This window comes from Haloarcula sp. Atlit-7R (assembly GCF_003666065.1).
Lineage (GTDB): Archaea > Halobacteriota > Halobacteria > Halobacteriales > Haloarculaceae > Haloarcula > Haloarcula taiwanensis.
This window is the reverse complement of record NZ_QXIK01000003.1, coordinates 163,931-184,234: the sequence shown is the minus strand read 5'-3', so window position 1 is coordinate 184,234 and position 20,304 is coordinate 163,931. Positions and strand designations below refer to the sequence as shown.

Annotated in this window: 21 protein-coding genes and 1 tRNA gene; 8 read left to right on the top strand and 14 right to left on the bottom strand. The window is 64.3% G+C overall.

Annotated elements, in window-relative coordinates; translation table 11 throughout:
* Nucleotides 1-146: 146 nt before the first annotated feature.
* On the bottom strand, nucleotides 147-1,781 hold the full coding sequence (locus D3D01_RS08190) for a TrkA family potassium uptake protein (RefSeq protein WP_101351234.1): 1,635 nt from the start codon (nucleotides 1,779-1,781) through the stop codon (nucleotides 147-149).
* A gap of 285 nt (nucleotides 1,782-2,066) precedes the next feature.
* On the opposite strand from D3D01_RS08190, the gene ilvA reads away from it, so the two are divergent.
* The 4 genes from ilvA (at nucleotide 2,067) to D3D01_RS08170 (ending at nucleotide 5,411) form a co-directional block, all read left to right on the top strand.
* Complete coding sequence (ilvA, locus tag D3D01_RS08185) at nucleotides 2,067-3,278, top strand: threonine ammonia-lyase (protein ID WP_121511854.1); 1,212 nt, start codon at nucleotides 2,067-2,069, stop codon at nucleotides 3,276-3,278.
* A 172-nt stretch (nucleotides 3,279-3,450) separates the two neighbouring features.
* Entirely contained in the window at nucleotides 3,451-3,654 is a 204-nt protein-coding gene (locus D3D01_RS08180) for a hypothetical protein (protein ID WP_101351232.1), read from the top strand.
* Between the two features lie 29 nt (nucleotides 3,655-3,683).
* Nucleotides 3,684-3,767: transfer RNA gene (locus D3D01_RS08175), tRNA-Ser, on the top strand.
* Nucleotides 3,768-3,932: 165 nt separating this feature from the next.
* The gene (locus D3D01_RS08170; RefSeq protein WP_101351231.1) at nucleotides 3,933-5,411 is read left to right on the top strand and encodes a transporter; all 1,479 of its coding nucleotides are present in this window, start codon (nucleotides 3,933-3,935) and stop codon (nucleotides 5,409-5,411) included.
* Nucleotides 5,412-5,435: 24 nt separating this feature from the next.
* Here D3D01_RS08170 and D3D01_RS08165 read toward each other — a convergent pair whose 3' ends face one another.
* Both D3D01_RS08165 and D3D01_RS08160 read right to left on the bottom strand, forming a co-directional pair.
* Nucleotides 5,436-5,807: a VOC family protein gene (locus D3D01_RS08165; RefSeq protein ID WP_101351230.1), complete on the bottom strand. Its 372-nt coding sequence runs from the start codon at nucleotides 5,805-5,807 to the stop codon at nucleotides 5,436-5,438.
* Between the two features lie 59 nt (nucleotides 5,808-5,866).
* On the bottom strand, nucleotides 5,867-6,745 hold the full coding sequence (locus tag D3D01_RS08160; RefSeq protein ID WP_121511853.1) for a PhzF family phenazine biosynthesis protein: 879 nt from the start codon (nucleotides 6,743-6,745) through the stop codon (nucleotides 5,867-5,869).
* A gap of 107 nt (nucleotides 6,746-6,852) precedes the next feature.
* On the opposite strand from D3D01_RS08160, the gene D3D01_RS08155 reads away from it, so the two are divergent.
* Nucleotides 6,853-7,464, top strand: a complete 612-nt coding sequence (locus D3D01_RS08155) for a DJ-1/PfpI family protein (RefSeq protein ID WP_121511852.1) — start codon at nucleotides 6,853-6,855, stop codon at nucleotides 7,462-7,464.
* A gap of 15 nt (nucleotides 7,465-7,479) precedes the next feature.
* On the opposite strand, the gene D3D01_RS08150 is transcribed toward D3D01_RS08155, so the two are convergent.
* Nucleotides 7,480-8,553 (bottom strand): Gfo/Idh/MocA family protein, encoded by a 1,074-nt coding sequence (locus D3D01_RS08150; RefSeq protein WP_121511851.1) that lies wholly within the window; start codon nucleotides 8,551-8,553, stop codon nucleotides 7,480-7,482.
* A 42-nt stretch (nucleotides 8,554-8,595) separates the two neighbouring features.
* On the bottom strand, nucleotides 8,596-9,531 hold the full coding sequence (gene rnz / locus D3D01_RS08145; protein WP_121511850.1) for a ribonuclease Z: 936 nt from the start codon (nucleotides 9,529-9,531) through the stop codon (nucleotides 8,596-8,598).
* Nucleotides 9,532-9,909: 378 nt separating this feature from the next.
* Here rnz and D3D01_RS08140 point away from each other — a divergent pair, with 378 nt between their 5' ends.
* The 3 genes from D3D01_RS08140 to D3D01_RS08130 all read left to right on the top strand — a co-directional run bounded on the left by D3D01_RS08140 (nucleotide 9,910) and on the right by D3D01_RS08130 (nucleotide 12,344).
* The gene (locus D3D01_RS08140; protein ID WP_121511849.1) at nucleotides 9,910-10,764 is read left to right on the top strand and encodes a hypothetical protein; all 855 of its coding nucleotides are present in this window, start codon (nucleotides 9,910-9,912) and stop codon (nucleotides 10,762-10,764) included.
* Nucleotides 10,765-10,821: 57 nt separating this feature from the next.
* A complete protein-coding gene (locus tag D3D01_RS08135; protein WP_121511848.1) occupies nucleotides 10,822-11,487 on the top strand; it encodes a TrkA family potassium uptake protein in 666 nt (221 codons plus the stop codon).
* A 380-nt stretch (nucleotides 11,488-11,867) separates the two neighbouring features.
* Nucleotides 11,868-12,344: a hypothetical protein gene (locus tag D3D01_RS08130; protein ID WP_121511847.1), complete on the top strand. Its 477-nt coding sequence runs from the start codon at nucleotides 11,868-11,870 to the stop codon at nucleotides 12,342-12,344.
* Between the two features lie 7 nt (nucleotides 12,345-12,351).
* Here D3D01_RS08130 and D3D01_RS08125 read toward each other — a convergent pair whose 3' ends face one another.
* The 9 genes from D3D01_RS08125 to D3D01_RS23665 form a co-directional block, all read right to left on the bottom strand.
* Entirely contained in the window at nucleotides 12,352-14,055 is a 1,704-nt protein-coding gene (locus D3D01_RS08125; protein ID WP_121511846.1) for a methyl-accepting chemotaxis protein, read from the bottom strand.
* Nucleotides 14,056-14,187: 132 nt separating this feature from the next.
* On the bottom strand, nucleotides 14,188-14,985 hold the full coding sequence (locus D3D01_RS08120; RefSeq protein ID WP_121511845.1) for an SDR family oxidoreductase: 798 nt from the start codon (nucleotides 14,983-14,985) through the stop codon (nucleotides 14,188-14,190).
* Entirely contained in the window at nucleotides 14,975-15,643 is a 669-nt protein-coding gene (locus D3D01_RS08115) for a non-canonical purine NTP pyrophosphatase (RefSeq protein WP_121511844.1), read from the bottom strand. The genes D3D01_RS08120 and D3D01_RS08115 overlap by 11 nt, the downstream gene beginning before the upstream one ends.
* A gap of 45 nt (nucleotides 15,644-15,688) precedes the next feature.
* Nucleotides 15,689-15,964: a DUF5808 domain-containing protein gene (locus D3D01_RS08110; protein WP_004590574.1), complete on the bottom strand. Its 276-nt coding sequence runs from the start codon at nucleotides 15,962-15,964 to the stop codon at nucleotides 15,689-15,691.
* A gap of 275 nt (nucleotides 15,965-16,239) precedes the next feature.
* Nucleotides 16,240-17,889: a bifunctional N(6)-L-threonylcarbamoyladenine synthase/serine/threonine protein kinase gene (locus D3D01_RS08105; RefSeq protein ID WP_121511843.1), complete on the bottom strand. Its 1,650-nt coding sequence runs from the start codon at nucleotides 17,887-17,889 to the stop codon at nucleotides 16,240-16,242.
* 9 nt (nucleotides 17,890-17,898) lie between these two features.
* Nucleotides 17,899-18,033, bottom strand: coding sequence for a 30S ribosomal protein S27ae (locus tag D3D01_RS08100; protein ID WP_004516109.1), 135 nt, complete (start codon nucleotides 18,031-18,033; stop codon nucleotides 17,899-17,901).
* Entirely contained in the window at nucleotides 18,034-18,342 is a 309-nt protein-coding gene (locus D3D01_RS08095; RefSeq protein ID WP_121511842.1) for a 30S ribosomal protein S24e, read from the bottom strand. It lies immediately after the preceding gene.
* 152 nt (nucleotides 18,343-18,494) lie between these two features.
* Complete coding sequence (locus D3D01_RS08090) at nucleotides 18,495-19,502, bottom strand: AAA family ATPase (RefSeq protein ID WP_121511841.1); 1,008 nt, start codon at nucleotides 19,500-19,502, stop codon at nucleotides 18,495-18,497.
* A gap of 150 nt (nucleotides 19,503-19,652) precedes the next feature.
* Nucleotides 19,653-19,793, bottom strand: coding sequence for a hypothetical protein (locus D3D01_RS23665; protein ID WP_158600448.1), 141 nt, complete (start codon nucleotides 19,791-19,793; stop codon nucleotides 19,653-19,655).
* Nucleotides 19,794-20,304 lie beyond the last annotated feature (511 nt).

The following is a 20,304-nucleotide window of genomic DNA, read 5'->3' as shown; positions in this document are numbered from 1 at the left end:
GAACGCGAGCATAGCGAGCGTTCGGCCTTTTTCGCCACCGAAAGACTCGCGAGGCTCGTCTTTCGAGCCTTGCTTTGCTCCGCTCAGCAAGACCACGTTTTTGCGCCGAGCGGTGCGTGAAGCGCACCCGAGGCGGAAAAAGGTGGTTAGCCAAACACCGATTTGAACCGCGTCACGCCGTCGTCGGTGCCGGCGATGACGAGCTTATCGCTCGGTTCGATAGTCACATCAGGACCGAGGTCGGTGACAACGGTGCCGTTGCGCTCGATGGCGACGACCGTACAGCCCGTCCGCGAGCGGACATCGGCCTCGCCGAGTGTCGTATTCCCAAGGCTGTTGGCGGCGACGCGGATGACCTCGACTTGCTGGTCCATCGAGATGACGTCTTCGTCTTCGAGAATCGTAGAGGCGAGCATCCGGCCGCTGACCGTCGACAGTGCGAGGACGTAGTCAGCGCCTGCACGGTACATCTTCTGGACGTTCTCACTTTCCTCGGCACGGGCGATGATTTCGACGTCCGGATTGAGATCACGGATGACAAGCGTCGCGAACTCGGTATCGGTATCCGACGACAGGGCGAGAATAACCGTTCTGGCTGTGCCGACGCCAGCGTGCCGAAGCTCCTCGGGTTCTGTGGCGTCCCCGACGACATCGACGCCCGGCGCGTCGGCCTGATCGAGCACCGTATGTGGCACCCCGGCGTTGGTAAGCGCCGACGTGATGGTCTGACCGACCTCGCCAGCACCGATGATCACCGTCTCCCCGCGGCGGAAGCCACGCACGCTGGAGAGGGTCATCTGCTTGAGTTGCTCCAGTTGTGACTCGGTCCCTGACACCAGTAGGACCGTACTACCGTCGAGTTCAGATTCGGGGTCGGGCGGACTCACGAACTGGCCGCGGAACCACGCGCCGATGACGTTGACGCCGGTCTCCTCGCGGATGCCGCTGTCGGCCAGCGTCGTTCCGACGAGGTCGCTCCCCCGGTGGATCGGGAGTTCCGCGATATCGAAGTCCTCGCCGATCTCGATGGAGTCCCCGAGCGTCGTCGAAATGCCGGTCGTCACCTTGCTTGCGAGGCTCTCGCCGAGTAGGCCTCGCGGTGAGAGAACGGCGTCGGCACCGGCGAGGTCGTGATACTTCGCGCGGTCGGGCTCCTTGACGACGCTGACGGTCTGGACGGACTCGTCGACTTCGCGAGCGGTGAGGATGATACTGGTGTTCACCTGGTCGGATGCGTCGGCGACAAGCGCACGGGCGGACGATAGGTGGGCCCGCTCAAGCCCGTCGACGGACTGCGGGTCGGCGTGGATGACGTAATACCCGTCCTCATAGAGGTCGTTGGCCCGGTCCCGGTCCGGTTCGACGATGACGTAGTCGACGTCCCAGGTGTCGAGTTCGGTGACGAGCGTCTCACCGCGGGGAGAGAACTGACAGATAACGACGTGGTCGCTGAGGCCGTTCTCGACCGTGTTCGGGGCTGTCGTCTCCATCGCCTCTTCGAACAGCGGAAACAGCAACACTGGCAGCGCGAGAAAGATGAGCACGACGCCGGTGATATCCATCACAATAACGAGTAGCCGCATCTCTGTGGTGCTCCACGGCGCGTCCGAGCCGTATCCGGTCGTGGTGAACGTTTCGACCACGACGCGAAGCGACCGCAGAAACGGTTGCGGGTCGTTTTCGAACGCCGCCATTCCGTAGTCGTATGCGAACGCATACCCCAGAATAATGCCGCCGAGCGCGACGATATACACCAGCGTCCGTCGCAGCCAGGTATCCATCTACTACTTTCTGGGATACCGAGTGTAAAACAGTTCTGTCCGGCTAGCCAGATCTACTTGACGGGATGCGCGGCAGGGTGAGCGGCTCTACCCGCTCGCAGTCCTGCACTTTCACTTTCACCGCGCTACGACCGGATTTAAGTTAATCGCGTTCGTTCTCCCGCATGCAGTCACACGCTCCCCCTTTCCGTTTCAGGACACTACCCGAGCAGTCCCGGCTGTCCCAACCGCCGATACTGCATGGTCGGCCGACAGTATAACATGATCCGGTGAATAGCCACTCCCATGCTCTCATTTGAGGATGTCCTCGCAGCACAGGACACTGTTTCTGAGACAGCCAGACACACACCGCTGGATTACTCGCACACCTTTTCCGCGATGACGGGCGCGGATATCCATCTCAAACTCGAGCTGTTCCAGCGTACGGGGTCGTTTAAGATACGGGGCGCGACCAACCGCATCGCGTCGCTCTCGGACGCCGAGCGGGCAGCTGGCGTCGTCACAGCGAGCGCCGGTAACCACGCCCAGGGGGTCGCACTGGCCGCCACGCGAATCGGCGTTGATTCGAAAATCGTGATGCCGGAACGGGCCCCGGTTTCGAAAGTGAAGGCGACCCGAAGCTACGGTGGCAACGTGGTCCTTCACGGTCGGGACTACGACGCGGCCGCCGAACACGCCCACGACCTTGAGCGAGAGGAGGGCCGGACCTACGTCCACGCCTTCGACGACGAGAAAGTGATGGCGGGGCAGGGGACCATCGGACTGGAAATCTACGAGGACCTCCCCGGCGTTGATACGGTCGTCGTGCCAATCGGCGGCGGCGGACTCATCAGCGGTATCGCCACAGCGCTGAAGGGCAAAGACGAAGATATTCGCGTTATCGGCGTTCAGGCCGAGGGGGCGTCAAGCGTCGCGGAGTCACTGGAGAAGGGCTATCGCATTGAGCGTGACAGTGTCGAGACCATCGCCGACGGTATCGCCACTCGTACCGTCGGCGAGCAGACGTTTGCGGTCATCAGTGAGCGGGTCGACGAGGTCGTGACGGTGTCGGACTCGGAAATCGCTGTCGCGCTGACGACGCTGTTAGAGCGTTCGAAAACGCTTGCTGAGGGCGCGGGTGCCGTGGCGCTGGCCGCCGTCATGGAGGAGAAGTTCGGTTTCGAGGACGACGAGACAATCGTCCCCGCGCTGTGTGGCGGGAACATCGACCTGAATATGCTGACCAACGTCATCATGCGCGGCCTCGTCGAGACCGGCCGCTATCTCAAGATTCGGACCGTCCTCCAGGACCAACCCGGCGCGCTGGAAGAACTCGTCGAGGTCCTGTCACGCGAGCAAGTCAACATCTACGGCATCGAGCACGACCGGACCAGTCGCGACGTGGCGATGAGTTCGGCCGAGGTCGAACTGGACCTTGAGACCCGCGGCCACGACCACGTCGACGAACTCATCGACGCGCTCACCGACGAGGGGTACGAGGTCGACGTGCTGGTCTGACTCGACGCGCCTGCGTCGCGCCCGTCCCGACGGCGTCCTCTCGATACTTGTATCTGTCACTGGCCTGCGCCGATTTCGGCGGGGTTTTAGCCGCGGCGGCCCCCGCTTCGTGTATGCGACGGCTCGCACGGACAGTCCCTGCCGAGACAACAGCACGGAGCGGAGGGCGTTGATGGACCCGCGAACGAAGGCCAGCCTCCTGTGGGGCGTCGTCGGGGGCCTCGCGTTTCTGGTTCTCGTCCAGGGGTACGAACTGCTGGCCGGGATTCCGGTGTCAATACCGGCCAAAGCCGGTGTCGCCGTCGCCGTCGGCATCGGTGCGACGCTCGCCTCCTACCGTCTGCAGCCACGGCTGGTCGGAAACGAAAGCCCTTAATCGCCCGCCCTCGCACTCTCGAAGTGCGTGCCAGGATGGCCGAATCTGGTAAGGCGCACGCCTGGAAAGCGTGTTCCCATCTGGGATTCTGGGTTCAAATCCCAGTCCTGGCGTAGCGAGGTTCGAACGGTGTGCGAACCTCAGAAAACGCGAACCGTGCGCACAGTGAACCGTGAGCGAGTATTTTTATGACTGACTGCGAGTGAGGAGCGACCGCTTCTAACAGCGTAGTGTAACCACCGCACCGTTTTCCCGCCGCCAGTACTGATACTCGGTCGATGGTCGAACAGCGCGACGGTGACGAGATCGACTTGCTGGACTCCTCGATTCGGACGACCAGCGGAGCGCTGGTGTCAACGACGCTGTTCGTTCTCAGTGGCATCGTCTACGCGTTCGTCACGTCACCTGCGGCGACCGGGACCTATTTTTTCATCGCCCTCTCTGTCTCGCTGGTCCTGCGTCCGATTCGGGGCATCAGCCAGGCGCTGAAGAAGGTCGGCAGCGAACGGGGTGAACTCGTCGGTCCGTATCTCGGTCTGGCGGCGCTGTTCGCCCTCGGGTATCTTCTCATCGTCGGTGTGATCGTGGCTGCGCTGGCTGGTGTAATCGTCCGCAACACGGTGGTTTCGCCGGGACTGCTCGTCCCAATCGGCCTCTACGCGCTTTCGGTCGCGGTGTCGATGATTGTGTCTAGCCTGGTCGGTGCCATCGGCTACCCGAGCGTGGAGACGTGGCTCACCAGCACGCAGAGCGCCATCCAACTCGTCGTCCTGTTGGCGCTGGCTCCGACACTGACGACCGCCGTCGACCTGCTACTTGTTGTTGCCGGCGTCCGGCTGGCGGTGCTCGGTCCGGTCGCCGTCGCGCTGGGTGTCGTCCCGACGCTGCCCGACCGACACGCCATCGAGCGTGCCTGGGACTTCGCCAAGTGGAGCATTCCGGACCAGATTTTCGACCGCCTGTCGTACAACATGCCGGTGTACGTACTGGGCATCGTCGCGACCCCAGCGGCCGTCGGTATCTACGAGGCGGCCGATCGGTTCGCCGACTTCGGCGCGACGATTTCCTGGCATCTCTCCTCTCCGCTACTCACGAAGGTCAGCGGGGACTCCTCTGTCGGCGACACGCGTCTCGCCTACCTCGACGGTGCGGTCACCGGCGGAACGGGCGTCACGTTCGTCGTGTTCGGCTACCTGCTGGCCGCACACGACGTGGTCGCACGGATCGCCTTCACCGGCTCGGAGGGTGTCTTCTCGGCGACGGTCCTGCTCGTCGGCGGCGTGAACATCCTCCGTGGCTTCTGGACGCTCACGTCACATGCCATAGAAGGGGTCGGGAAACCGAGCGTGAGCTTTCGGACAAAGCTCTACGGACTGGCGTTCAGCGTTCCAGTCCCGGCGATATTCGGTGCGGAGTTCGGAGCTGTCGCCGGGGCCGCCGGGTACGGCGTGATGAATCTGGTCATCTTCGGGTACGTCCTCTACTACTCCCGGTCTGTCTTCGGACGGATTCCGCTCGAACCCGGGGTAGCAACAGCCCTCACCGTCGGCCTCGGCGTCTCGTTCGCACTCACGACCGGTGCAGTCGCTGGCCTCACGCGCGCTGGTCTCTCTCCGATTGTCGTCGCCAGCGTGGCCGCCGTGACGTGTCTCGCCGGCTTCGGCGGCTTCCTCGTCGCCGTGTCCTCACCGGCCAGACTCGTCGCTGCTCGGACGGCAACGCTGTGGCGCAGTCGCGCTCGCTCCCTGCTCGGGTGAGCGCTGGCCGTTTGTCGCTGCCGTTCAGAGCCAGCGGTAGAACTCGAGCGTGTACCCCTCGGGGTCTTCGACGAACGCGGCGAAGGCATCAGCGGCGTCGACTTCCGTCGGTTCGAGGACCGGCGCAGCGCCGGCGTCGATGGCCGTCTCGTAGGTCCCCTCGACGTCGTCGACGGTGAACGCGATGTGGTCCACGTCGGCGCGGTTTGGGGCAATCGGGGTGGTCCGGTCCGGGTCGTAACGCAATTGCAGGTCACCGTCGCCGCCCCGGCCGAGGTAGACGTTCTCGACGCCGTCTAACGTGAAGCGGTTCGTTTCCTCGAAGCCCAGCGTGTCGTAGAACTCTATCGCACGGTCGAGGTCCGAGACGCAGATAGCGGTGTGTGCGAGATCCATGCCGCGGCGTTGTGGACGGGTCGAAATGAGTGTGGCGGTACCGCCGGTGGCGCGGCCAGTTACAGCAGGTCACCGCGAGCAACGGGAACGACGCTGCCGCCGACCCGGACGTTGATATCCTCGCCGCTGCCGTCAGTCGAGAGATGCAACAGCGACGGTCGCCCCATCTCGTAGCCCTGCTCGACACGGGCCTCGACGGCAGGGCTCCCGAGCATCTCGTGGCGGGCGAGGTAGGCCGCGAGACAGCCGTTCGAGGAGCCGGTCGCGGGGTCCTCGGGCACGTCGTAGAACGGCGCGAACACGCGGACTGCGAGGTCGTTGGCCTCGCTCCGCGGCGCTCGACAGACTGCTAGGACGTTCTTCGCGTCGCGGTCGCCGGTCACGGCGTCGTAGGCGTCCCGATCCACATCGATGGCTTCCAGCGCGTCGCGGTCGGCCACCGGGACGACAATTGTCGCCAGCCCCGTCGAGACGATTTCCACCGGCCAATCGTGGTCCAGTCGGTCAGCCGACAGGCCGAGGACGGCAGCGAGGTCTTCGTGGGCTAACTGCTCACCGAACTCGGGGGCCCGCTGTGTCATCCACAGCGTCTCGCGGCCGTCGCGCTCCCCGATGTCGACCGGGACCTCACCGACGGGCAGGTCCAGCGTCACCGTTTCGGGGGTTCCGTCAGCGATCTGGTCTCGGATGACCTGTACCGTTCCGAGGGTTGGATGGCCGGCGAAGGGTATCTCGGCTGCGGGCGTGAAGATACGGACCGGCCACGCGCCGTCGCTTGGCTCCCCGGTGACGAACGTCGTCTCCGAGTAGTCTATCTCGGCGGCGATGGCCTGCATCTCGTCCTCGTGCAGGTCGCCGGCGTCGGTCACGACGGCCAACTGGTTCCCGGTGTATCGCTCCCGGGCGAACACGTCGACGATGTGAAACGGGTGGGACATACCTGTTCGCTCGGTGGCGTCCCCAAAGAACACTCCGGCTGCCTGCTGTATGATACCAAATCACCTGAAGCCACCGGCTATTTCTCGCTGTCACCCATCTTGTGGGCATGGACGCTGTCGCAATCGCCTGTTTCGACGGGTTCGACGAACTGGACGCAATCGGCCCCTACGAGGTGTTCGAGAACGCGGCGCGCTTTGGCGCGTCGTGGGACGTGACCCTCCGTTCAGTCCGGGAGAGCGGGACCGTCACCGCGAGCCACGGACTCCGGGTCGAACCGGACGGCCCGCTCGCCGACGTGACCCCGGACCTGCTTGTCGTTGCTGGCGGCGGGTGGAACGACCGAAGCGATGCTGGCGTCTGGATGGAGACCGAGCGCGGAGACCTACCCGAGGCTGTGGCGGCAGCCCACGACCGCGGCGCGACCGTCGCCGGCGTCTGTACCGGCGGGATGGTGCTTGCCCGCGCCGGCCTGCTCGACGGTCGGCCGGCGGTGACACACGGCGGTGCACTCGAGGACCTGCGAGCGACGGACGCGACCGTGGCCGATGCCCGGGTTGTCGACGACGGCGACGTGCTGACCTGTGGCGGCGTCACGTCCGGTCTGGATCTCGCCGTCCACCTCGTCGAACGCGAGTGGGGCGCGGACGTGGCCGCCGCTGTCTGTGAGGAGATGGAGTACGAACAACGGGACGACGTGTTCCGCGGCGAATCGGCATAAGAGCGACCGAGCGGCTCAGGCGTTCGCGCGGGCGTCCTCAAGCAGCGCTTGCACGTCGACGGCCTCGCCAGTCTCGCTGCTCTCGATGGCGGCGAAGACGATAGCCATCGACTGGAGGACGCTGTCGACGTTCGTCGGCATCGGGTCACCGCCGCCAATCCAGTCACAGAATTGCTCGATGAGCCAGGCGTTCTTCCAGTGGGGGCGCTCGGCCAGCGGCACTGACTCGCCGTCGCCCTTGCCGATGCTCTCGAAGTTCCCGGTGTGGTAGTCCTCGGCGTGGAACCGCTCGACGTCGCGGCGGTCGAGGACGACGGTCTGGTCCGCACACTCGGCGCGGAACTGTTCGTGTCCCCAGCCGTTCAGCGTCGTCGCGTTGGCGTAGCTGCCCTCGTACTGGGCGCGGGTCCCGTCGGCGAAATGCAGCGTCACGAAGCCGGTGCAGTCACCGTCGTAGTCGGCTTCCTCGGGCGTCCACGTTTCGGCATACACCCGCTCACAGGGCGAATCGGCCAGCGACGCGAGGATGTCGAGGTGGTGGATTGCGCCGTCGAGCAACAGCATGTTCTCCATTTCGTAGACGTAGTCGGCGTAGAAGTCTCGTTCGCGGACGTTCCCCGTGTACCGCGCCGTCAGATAATCGACGGGGCCGGCGTCCTCGACGGCCCGCTGGAACGTCGCCTTGTCCCGGTCGAACCGGTGGCTCATCGTAACGCCCATTTTTTTGCCGGCCTCGTCGACTTTTTCGGCGACGCGGACCGACGCCTCCAGCGTGTCGGCAATCGGCTTCTCCGAAATGATATGCAGGTCGTGGGCGAGTGCCGTCTCCACGACGGCCTCGTGTGTCGACGGCGGCGTCACGATAGAACAGATGTCGGCCGGCCGCTCAGAGAGCGCGGTTTCGAGGTCGGCGTAACACTCTTCGGGCGACAGGCCGAGTTCCCGCTCGGCCAGTTCGTGCCGCTCGGGGTCGGTGTCGACCGCGGCGACGACCTCGATCCGGTCGTCGCGAACGTTCGGTGGGATCGCGTCCGTCGCCCAGGTGGACCCTTGGCCCCCCAGACCGACGTGGACTAATCGGTATGTCATGGCTCCGCTACTGCTTCAACGAATAAATGCTGCACTATCTCATCAGGATTCGCCCGCGTCCGGGAACTCGACGCGGCGCTCCATCCCGTCTTCGGCGAGCACGACCTCGCCGTCGAACGCGTCCCGAGCTTCGTCAACTAGCTTGTCGGCGCTCGCGGCGTAACGCGTCGAGATGTGCGTCAGTGCCAGTGTCGACGCGCCGGCCTGTCGCGCTACGTCGGCGGCCTCCCGGGCAGTAGAGTGGGCTGTCGCCTTCGCCCGCTCTTTCCGGTCCTCGGCGAAGGTGGCGTCGTGGACCAGCAGGTCAGCGCCCTCGCTCGCTTCGATGACGCTCTCGGTCGGCAGCGTGTCGCCGGTGTAGACCAACCGCCGACCGGGACGGGGCGGCCCGACGACGGCCTCCGGCTGGATGGTCTCGCCCTCGTGTTCGATGGCCTCACCGCGGTGGAGCTTGGAGTATTTCGGCCCCGGCGGGATGCCGAACTCTTCTTCGGCTTTCTCCCGGTCGAACTTCCCCTTCCGGTCGTCCTCGTCGAGGACGTAGCCGACGCTGGCACAGCGATGAGCCGTCTCGATGGCTCGAATCTCGTACTCCGGCCGGTCGAGGACGACGTCTCCAGCCGACACCTCGTTGATGCGGACGGGAAACGACGGTGTCGTCCCGTTGGCCTGAATGAGCTGTTTGATGTTCCCGCGCGTGCCCGCCGGCGTGTGGACGGCGATGGCGCGGTCGCGTTCGTTGAAGTCCCACGTCTGGAGCAGGCCCGGAATCCCGAGGACGTGGTCGCCGTGGAGATGCGTGGCGAACAGGTGGTCGATAGCGAAGCCGGTCCCAAAGCGCATCATCTGTCGCTGTGTGCCCTCGCCGCAGTCGAAGAGGAGGTAGTCGCCGTCGCGGTTGACGAAGATGCTGCTCGTGTTGCGCTGGGTCGTCGGCACGGCCCCACTCGTCCCGAGAAACGTCACGCGCATGGTCATCCCATCCTCTACTGTCGACGGGTAAACCGGTGTCGAAAGGGCGCTGTCAGTGTAGGGTAGCACCCGCCGTCTTGTTCGCTCGGGTCGCTGCGGCGGTCGTCTGTATGTGTGGTTGTCCTATGGCTATTCGTACTAAGCGAAAATAACGGCTGCTTTCCGCCATCTCTCGCCAGCGCACGCGCTTCTCTGCCGAGAGCTTAATCACCGGCAAAAATTTTCAATACCACGTATCTATCGCTCAGTCTCACTTTCCCGAGCCAGCAGTCACAGCGAACGGCTTAGCAGGTTATTATTCTCTGCTGAACTGTCTCGCCGGTTTATGTGTCGTTCACCCGTCGAACAGTTCGCATTGCCTGCCGATCACCGCAGAATCGAACCATGATACGAACTCGCACACTCGCCGTTTTCGCTGCGCTCCTCGTCGTCGTCGGCCTCACCGCACAGGTCGGGGCCGTACCGGGCATGACAGCGCAACAGGAATCGCCGTCAGAACAAGCCGCAAACACGGGGGTCACTCTCGACTCCCTGACCGCACCACAGAGCGTCGCTCCCAACTCGACTGCTGACGTGGCCGCGACGGTCACGAACAATCAAAACACCCCGGTGACTGAATCCGTGGCCTTCCGGTTCGACGGGGCTGTCGTCGACCGGACGCTCGTCACGCTTGAGCCCAACGAGAGCGCAACCGTTCAGTTCTCGGCGGACACGACCGGCATCGAACCCGGTGACTACCGCCACGGTGTCTTCACCAGCGACGACGGACAGGTCGCCGCGGTTACCATCTCTGACTCGTTCACGCTGGAGAGCCTCGACGCACCGACGAACGCCACCGCCGGTGACAACGTCACGGTCACCGCAACTGTCGCCAACCCGAACGAGTTCAACACGACCCAGAGCGTCGAGTTCCGACTGAGCGGCCAGCCGCTGGTCTCTGAGTCCGTGAGCCTCGACGCGAACGAATCTGCTGACGTGACGTTTACCGTCGACACGACCGGTGTCGGGCCGGACACGTACATCCATAGCGTCTTCACGCGCGACGACGGTGCGTTCGCCGAGATCACTATCGAGCCACCAGCCAACGAGACCGAAGAGCCACCAGCGAACGAGACCGAAGAGCCGCCCGCCGACGAAACTGAAGAACCGCCAGCCAATGAGACTGAGGAGGCTGACGAAGGCGACGAAACTGACGAAACGGACAACGGGACTGAAGGAAACGCGACGTCAGAAAGCTAAGCCCCGTCACCCTGTCACCCGTTCACATTTTTAATGGTGGCCGTCGTACCGTAGTCCATGAAGTTTGTTATTGTTGGCTATGGCCGCGTCGGCATCCGGACCGCACGGATTCTGCAAAGCGAGGGCCATGAAGTCATTATCGTCGACAACGACCCTGTGAAGGTCGAACGGGCCAGGGAAACCGGATTCGAGACTATCCAGGGTGATGGCAACGAGGAAAGCGTCCTCGTCGATGCCGGCATCGAAAGCGCAGACGCTATCGGCGGCCTCACGGGCGATCTGAACACGAACTTCACTGCCTGTATGATCGGCAAAGAGTTCGGCTGTCGAACTGTTCTACGAATCGACGCCGACTACCGCGAGGAAATCTACGAGAAGTACGCCGCTGACGTAGACGAGATAATCTACCCCGAGCGGCTGGGCGCGGCCGGCGCGAAGACGGCACTGCTTGGCGGTGACTTCAACGTTCTCGCCGACCTGACCGAACAGCTATCGGTCGCGAGTATCCGAATCCCCGATGACTCGCCGTTCGTCGGCAAACGAGTCGTTGAGGTGGACCTCCCCGGCGACGCCCGCATCTACGCCCACGGAAAGGATCACGAACCGATGACGATTCCGCTCCCACAGACCGAGATCGAGCCCGGCGACAGCGTCGCCATTATGGCCGACCCCGGCGGGCTGGACGACATCCGGGCAACGCTCCGGGGCGACGCATCAGCCTGAAACTTCCCGGGTCCGCTCTGCCGCAGTCCCTCTCAGACTGACAGTTTCGCTGTCTTCGACGAAAGCCGGGGGGAAGTAGGATATGAAAGGGAGGATCGCGGTGTCCGGGCGCGCCTGGGGAGGATAGGATGGCACGCAGTGTCACCGACATCCACTGCAGCCGTGGAAGCGCGCCCGTACCGGGTGGAATGCTACCGGTAGGCATAAATGCCCGTCAGACAGGCGCGCGACAGACGACAGACGGCACGGGTTTTTCATCGTTCGACCACTGCCTTCTCGTATGACCTGGGCGACGCTGTTTGAACGCGCGGCAGACCACCAGACTACGGTCGACGCTGTCTGTGCGGCGCTTGAAGCGCACCGCGCGGAGGACACGGACGATGCATGAGTCGTCGCCAGCGCGTGTCGTTGCCGATGCCGATGTCCTCGCGGCCGACCTGTTGTGTGGGCCAGACAGCGATGCCCGTGCCGCTATCGACCACGTCCGCCGGCACTCGTGGGTCACGCTCGTCGCGAGCGACCACCTGTTAGATGATGCCGCTGCCGTCATCACCGACCTTGCTGACGCCGATCTGGCGGCCGACTGGCGGGCGCGGATCGAACCTGACTGCGATATCGTTGACCACCCGGCCGGTGACCATCCCGCGCTGGCCTCGGCTTACCGGGGCGGCGCACAGCACCTCCTGTCCTATGCGGACGACCTGCGTAGCGCCCGGACCAGCGCGTCGCTCAACCGTCATATATCCCTGAGTGTCAGACCGCCGGATGCCTTTGCTCGCCTGTTCGATCCGGAGTCACTGTATTCAGTCGTCGAGAACGGCGAGTATCCCGGTCCAGACCGGGACCCGCGTGCGTAGCGAGGACTCAGTCGTCAGCGGTCGTTATCGTGGGTGCAGAAACGGTCCTCGATGGCCTTGCTGCGTCCTCTGCAACCTCGAACTCCGCAAGCACCTCACGCAACTCGTCGGTCTGTGTTGCCATCCCCTGTACCTCGGTGGTCACTTCGGTAATCGTCGCGGTCTGTTCCTCTGTCGCGGCGGCAACGGCCTCTGACTCCTCGTTTGTCTGCTCGCTCACTTCGGCGACCTCGTTGACCATATCAACGACCTCCTGCGTGGTTTCCGCCTGCTCGGCGGTGGCTCCCGATATCTCCTGAATCGAGGCGTTGACCTCGCCGAGCACGTCGACGATGTCCTCGAAGTCCCGGAGCGCCGACTCGATTGTCGCGGCGCTGTCGGTCACCTGCTGGTTCGTCGCCTCCACGTCGCTGACGGTCTCGCTGGCCTCGTGCTGGACTGCCTGTATCCGGTCTGACACGTCTGTTGCGGCGTCGCGGGTCTCTTCTGCGAGTGTTTTCACCTCGTCGGCGACGACGGCGAACCCGTCCCCGCTTGCGTCCGCGCGGGCCGCCTCGATGGAGGCGTTTAGCGCGAGCATGTTGGTCTGCTCGGCGATGTCTGTGATGACCTCGACGATGTCGTCGATCTCGCTGATCTGGTCGACCAGACTTTCGACTGCGACGGCGATATCGTCGATGCGGGCCTCCATCTCGTCGAGTTCGTCGATTGCCTGCTCGGCGTCCGCGCGTCCCTCGCGCCCTCGCTGTGTCGCCTTCTCTGCGGTGTCAGCCGCGTTCTCGGCGGTCGCGGCGATCTCTTCGACGGTGGCAGACAGCGTATTTATTTCCGAGTCAACGTCGTCGTGACGCGACGCCTGCTGGCTGGCTCCAGCCGAGATTTCCTGAATCGACCGAGAAATCTCGTCGCTCGCGTCGTCGATTTCTTCGATGCTTCGGGTGACGTGATCGCTTGTCTCGTCGACGTCTTCCGCGAACGCGGCGACGGTTGCTACCGTTCCTCCGAGCGTCGTCACGAGGTCGTTGTAGTTCTCGACGACGGCGTCGAACTGCTCGTCGTCGGCGTCGAAGTCCTTGTCTATCGTGGCCGTCAGGTCCCCGTCTTTCGCCCGCTCAGCAGCGTCACCGAAGGCGACGACGAGGTCGTTAAGCGCCTGGGAGCGCCGTTCGAGGTCGCTGGTCATCGTCTGGAGTTCCGTGGTGTAGTCGTCCATACTAGCGGCCATCTTCTCCAGCGACTGGCCGAAGGTCCCGGGCACGTCCTCGTTGAGGACGTCAGCGTCGAACTCCTGCCGGGAGAGCGCGTCGGCCTGTTCGGACACTGTCAGCAGATAGGATTGCATCGAGCGAAACGAGGAGAGCAGTTCGGCGACCTCGTCGTCGCGCTCGCTCTCGGGCAGTTCCACGTCGAGTTCGCCAGCCGCGATATGGTCCGCACCCGCGGCCATCGCTGTGATGGGCTCGACGAAGTCTTCGCGGGTGATAAACACCGTATTAGCGAACGCGACGATAGCGCCAGCCAGCAACACGCCCGTGACGACGAACCGGACGGTCCCGCTGGCGACGAGCGAGACAACTGCCAGTGCGACAGACGCGGCAAACTGCAGACCGACGGCCGCGAGCACCTTCCGCTCGACTGAACCGGAGACACCGAAAATATCGAGTGATCCACGTATCACCGACTTGTACTGTTCGACGAGGGCTGTGAGCATACGCTCCTTTTTTTTACACTGTATAATAAGGTTCGAGTCCAATTCTCGGAGATTGAAAAGGAACCGGCGGACGAAAACCAGACAGGAGGCGAGACGAACACTGGATTCAACGGCAGTCTCGGAACTGATTCTCTACCTGTCTTGGTTGACCAGCGCTGCAACGCGCCGAACGACCCAGCGCGGTGTCACCCGCACCAATCGGTCGATAAGCCGCATCGACCGCCGCGGAATGACGATAGTCTCACCAGCCGCGGCCCCGGTATACGCCGCCGATGCGACGGCTTCGGGCGAGTTCGTGGCAACCGACCCGACCGTCGAGTCCGTCATCCCTGCTCGCTCCTGAAACGCTGTGTCGACTGGGCCGGGACAAACCACCGTCACGTCGACCGGTGTTTCCCGGCATTCCTCTGCGAGCGCTTCGCTGAAGCTGTTGATGTACGCTTTGCTTGCGTAGTAGCCGGCGAGGTTCGGCCCCGGCTGGAATCCGGCGACTGAACCCATATTGATAACCGCACCGCCATCGTCGAACTCGTCGATGAATAGTCGGGTCAATTCGACCGGAAGCATGACGTTCAGGCGCAACTGCGTCCGCTCTTCCGACAGATCACTTTCGGCGAACGGGCCGTATGTCCCCACGCCGACGTTGTTAACGAGGACATCAATGGTTAGACCGCGCTCGGTCACCTCCTCGTACAGCGATTCGGCGGCCGTCGCGTGGTCGAGGTCCATCACAATAGAAGTCGCTGTGACTCCCCTTGTTTCGAGGTCCTCGGCCAGCCGCTCCAGTTTCCGCTCGCTCCGGGCGACCAGCACTACGTCGTGGCCGCGTGCCGCGAACTCACGCGCTAACGCTTCGCCGATACCCGCCGATGCACCGGTTATCAACGCGGTGCCGCCGGTCCCGACGACCGACACGTCGCTACCGCTCACCGTACCACTCCGCGAACTTCGCCAGCGCTCGCCCACGGTGGGAGATGGCGTTCTTCTGCTCGGTGCTCATCTCCGCGAAGGTCGTCCCGTCGTGTTCGAAGATGGGGTCGAAGCCGAACCCACCCTCGCCGCGCGGGGCGACGATTTCGCCGTTCACACGCCCCTCGAACAGCTTTACCGGCACTGTCTCGCTGCTCTTTGCGCTCCCGTCGTGAACCTGCTCGTCAGTCGTCGCTGCGCCGCGGGCGTCGGCCGACAGGTCCTGTCCGCGCCGGTCCTCGCGGTCGATGCCGTCCGGGTCCGGCGTCGCCTCGAAGCCCTCACCGTCGCAGTAGGCGATGACTGTCTTGAACGCTGCGCCGCGGTCGTCCTCCGGCTCCGTCATGCGCCAGACGCGCTCCACGCCGACGGTTCCCTCGACGTAGGAGGAGTACGGCCCGGGGAACCCATCGAAGGCGTCGATGAACAGCCCCGCGTCGTCGACGATGACCGGCCCGCCCGCTGCGTGATAGGCCGCTCGTGCCCCCTCTGCCGCGACCGTTCGCAGGTCGTCGGCCTGGACCTCCGGGTAGTCGAAGTCGAACTGCTGGACATCGTCGTCGAGATACTCGGTCGCCTCCCGGACTTTCCCGGGGTTAGTCGTGACAAAATTGAGCATACCGGCACACAGCGGCCGGCGATAAAAGAGCCGTCGAAACAGCAGTCAGTCGACAACGACTTCGACCGGCTCGTCCTCGCTTTCGGACTCGAACTCCTCGCTGCTGCCGCCGCGTTCGAGGTACAGCATCACGCCAGCGACCGCCAGCACGACCCACGAGCGCCAGTTCGCCAGGTTCAGCGTGTAGCCGATGCCGAACGGCTTTTCGACCAGCATGTCATCGCCCGGCTTCCAATAGGCCGACACCAACCGCTTGAGGCTCGGTCGTTCGAAGTTGTACGGCACGCCGAACAACGTTCCCGACTGGGGTTTTTCTGCCATACTGCGTTCTACTCGGGCCGAGGTTAAACCATTTGTCCACCACCTTCTTCGTCGTCACCGTTCCTCGCTCGCTTCGCTCGCTGCGGGGACGGCTCTCTGCTCACGGGCGCGAAGCGCCCGTTCGCATGGTCAGCGGGACCTTCAGTCCCGCTTGACTCGAAAAACGCGGGCGAAAAAAAGCGCGAATCGTGGAGCGATTCGCGTGAAATCGCGGCCGGAGGCCGCGGTATGCTTGCTCCGCCGACCGCAACTCAGCACCGCCCGTGGTTCATATCCTACTGATATCGGCCACGACCCTCGATGTCGTCGAGGCTGGCGAACACCGAATCGGCGTGGTCACTCTCAGTCCGGTAGGCATCCTCGGCGGCCGACAGCAGCGTCTCGGGGTCGTCGGCGGTCCCGGCGAGCGACTGGGCGAGGACGTGGAGGTCCATCGCGTGGTCCTCTGCCTCCTGCGTGTAGTAGCCGAGGCCGAAATCGATGAGGAAGGTCTGGTCTCCCTGTCGGTCCCAGCTGCCGACCCTGACGTTTCGCGTCGTCGGGTCGCCGTGGACGAAGCCGGCGTCGTGGATGCGGGCGAGCCAGCGGCCCACGTCGGCGACCCGCGACTCGGACAGCCCCTCGCGGAGGTCGGTCTCGCCGACGCGCTGGAAGACGATGCGGGCGTCCTGCGGGTCCACGTCCCGGACCAGCGGCGTCGGGACGCCGTGGCGGCGCGCCTCGCTGGTGAGCCGGGCTTCCTGTCTGGTGCGCTCGGTCCGCAGGCGCTCGTCGAGTCGCGGGTGGCGGTAGCTCCGTGGGACCCGTTCCTTGACCACGCGGTCGCCCTCGAAGCGGACCGTCGCCTCCGCGCCCTGGACCTCCGTTTCGGCCGCGCGGCGGCGGTCGACGGACTCCTCGGCCCCGCGCCAGGTGACGGCCACCTCGTCGGGCCGGAAGTTCGAGTCGATACGGGAGTCCTCGATAGCGATGGTGTCGCCGGCCGCGTACATCTTCGCCCCCAGCATCGCGATCATGCCGGCGTTGTCCCGCAGGAAGCGGTGTTCGGGGGCGTAAAACGTTGCGCCGCGTTGCTCGCACATCTCGCCGAGCATCCGCTGGAGGCGGTCGTTCTGGCCGACGCCGCCGCCGAGCACCAGTTCGTCGGCACCGGTCAGCGACAGCGCCCGCTCGGCCACCTCCGTCAGCATGGCGAAGATGGTCTCCTCCATGCCGCGACAGACATCGTCCACTGGGACGCCGTCGTCGACGGCCTGCTTGGCGGCGCTCATGATGCCCGAGAAGGAGAAGTCCATCCCCTTGACCACGTAGGGCAGTTCGTGGTACTCGCCGTCGCGGGCGTGTCTTTCGACCTTCGGTCCGCCGGGGTGGGACCAGCCGACGTGGCGCGTGAACTTGTCGATGGCGTTGCCGACGCCGGTGTCCATCGTCTCGCCCAGCACCCGGTACCGGCCGTTCCGATAGCCCAGGATGTGGGCGTTCGCGCCGGAGGCGTTGAGACACACCGGCGAGTCGAAGCCCGACCGGTGGCGGCCCACTTCGAGGTGGGCGACCATGTGGTTCACGCCGACTAGCGGCACGTCGAACCGCTGGGCGACCGCCCGAGCGGCTGTGGCGACGATACGCAGGCAGGGGCCAAGTCCCGGGCCACGAGCGAAGGCCACCGCGTCGATTGGCGCGCTGTCGTCCCCGTTTGCACCGCCAGCCCGCTCGTGTGCGTGTTCGATGGCCATCTCGACAACGGTCGGAATGGCCTCGCCCATGTGTTCGGCGGCCTCGCGCGGGTGAATGCCGCCGCTATCCGGCGCGTAGGCGTCAGTCTCGATAAAAACGTGGTCGTCGTCGGTCGCCCGGGCCGGGTCCGGCGTCTCGAACACCGCAGCACTGGCTGCCCAGGCGGTTCCTTCGATACCCAGAACGCGCATCGGGCAGCCTTACTTCCACTCGGTGTAGCCGCACTTCCCGCAGTGCTGGCGGTCCTCGTGTTCGGCGAGGACGGTGTCGCCACACCGGGGACAGGTCTCGCGGTCGAGTTCGCCGTCGTCGTTGTAGTACTCGTTGTGTGGCATCTATGCTTCCTCCGCTTCCTCTTCGCCGTCGGCAACAATCTTGTTGCGTTCGAGCATGTGGTCTTGCTCGACGTCACGGGCGTACTCGGGGCTTTCGTAGACCTTCGCGTAGCCGACCGTCTTCCGCATGCCGAACTTGGTGTCGAGCTTGTGGATGACGACTTCCTCGGCGTCCTTGTTCAGCGTGGCCGCAAGAGAGTCGCGGACAGAGAGACGGGAGGGGGTGGCTTCGTCGTGGACGACCTCGAACCGGACGTCCGTGCGGTGCAACATGGGATTCTCGTCTTCTTCGATGATGTCGATATCCATGGTTCGTTGTCCGTATCTACCCGCCGAAGCGCGTAAAAGGATTTCGAAGCGGTTGACGCCGTCTCCGTCCGCGATTCCCTGCTACCGCGTCCTGACGCTGTCCGGCGGCTCCGCCGAGGTCCGCCGTGGCGGCACGTTCGGTCGAGAGCGGCCTACTGCTGGCCCAGCTGTGCCAGCAGGCGCGAGAGGTGGATTCGCTCGCTGGCGGCGTCGACCAGCGCCATGTCCGTCTCGCCGGCCAGTCGGTGGACCTCCGCGAGTCGGTCCCCGGAGTAGCGCGACCGGGCCACGTCCAGCACGTCGTCGAGCACGTCGGACGCGCCGTAGCCCTCGTCGACGAGCAGGTCGTCGAGCGTCGACCGCGCGTCGGTAAAGCGCCCGTTCTCGGCCGCCTCGACCATCTGCTCGACCTGGTCGTCGGCCTCGACGGCGTTCAGCGTCTCGAAGGCGGCGTCCATCGTCACTTCGCCCTCCGCCTCGGCGGTCGTCTGAGCGGCCAGCACGGCCGTCCGGAGGTCCCCCTCCGCGTAGCCGGCGACGTACTCGATGCCGTCGTCGTCGTGGTCGACCCCCTCCGCGGTGACGATGTCCTCAAGTACCGACACCGTCTCCTCGTGGGTCGGCTCGCGCATCACGACCGGGAAACACCGCGAGCGGATCGGCGGAATAACAGCAGAGGGCTGGCGCGTCGCAATGACGAACTGCGTCGCCTCGTAGTACTGCTCCATCACTCGGCGCAGCGCCTGCTGGAAGTCCTCGCGCATCCCCTCGGCGTTGTCCAGCAGGATGGTCTTGTAGCTGCCCGACACCGGCGAGTAGCTGGCCGACTCCTTGAGAACGTGGTTGATGAGGTCGGCTTTCGAGGACTCGCGCCGTCGCTTGCTGTCGATGAACGACGCGAACCGCGGGTCGTTGGCGACCTCCTTTTTTGTCATGCCGAACACGTCGGCCATATTGAGTTCGGTGAAGTCCGCGTCGGGATTCTCGTGAACCTCTCGGACAAAAGCCCGGACAGCGGCCGTCTTCCCGCTGCCTTTCGGCCCATGGACCAGGAGGTTCATCGGCTCCTCGATGGCTCCCTGTAGGTGCTCGCGGGCCTTCGGCTGGCGGATATCCGACAACTCCGGGGCGTGTGTCTCCGTCCACAGCGGCGCGTCCATCTGTTGGCACTGGGTATGCCCGGCCCCGACAAGTATCCCGCGGTCCGCGGGTTCACGCCGAGTGACCTCACTCGCCACAGCAGAACAGGACGGGGCGCTGATTGCCCCAGCTATCGGCTCGCACGCACACGAAGCGACCGAGACGGCCGGTTACGAGTCCATGCGTTCGGCCTCGGGCTGCCACCCGCACTCCACGCACTCGAACTTCCCGTCGGCTGTCTTGATTACCGGCTCGTTGCATTCCTTACACTCCAGCAGGGGGTTGTGTGGCCGAGTGGATGGTCGAGGCATATGTTAACGTGATTTACATTCTTCGGACATAACTGTTCACCCTACGTACCTAGAACCCTCCGCAGGGCTGTCCGTGCGTGCCCCGTTTCGGCTCTCCCTGTCGGTTTCGGGCGGTTCGCAGTACAATTCGCTGGCCGGGAGTGAGCAATCGCAGAGCGATTGCGAACATCGGGCGGGAAACGACCGAAGGGAGTGCGCCGGCCGGGAATTGAACCGCCCGAAGACGGTCACTCGCTTCGCTCGTGCTGCGTCTTCTGTGCTTCAATTCCCTCTGTAGCCCATTCGCTCCTCACATCCGTTCGTCGCAGAATGCGCCGGCCGGGAATTGAACCGCCCGAAGACGGTCACTCGCTTCGCTCGTGCTGCGTCTTCTGTGCTTCAATTCCCTCTGTAGCCCATTCGCTCCTCACATCCGTTCGTCGCAGAATGCGCCGGCCGGGAATTGAACCGCCCGAAGACGGTCACTCGCTTCGCTCGTGCTGCGTCTTCTGTGCTTCAATTCCCTCTGTAG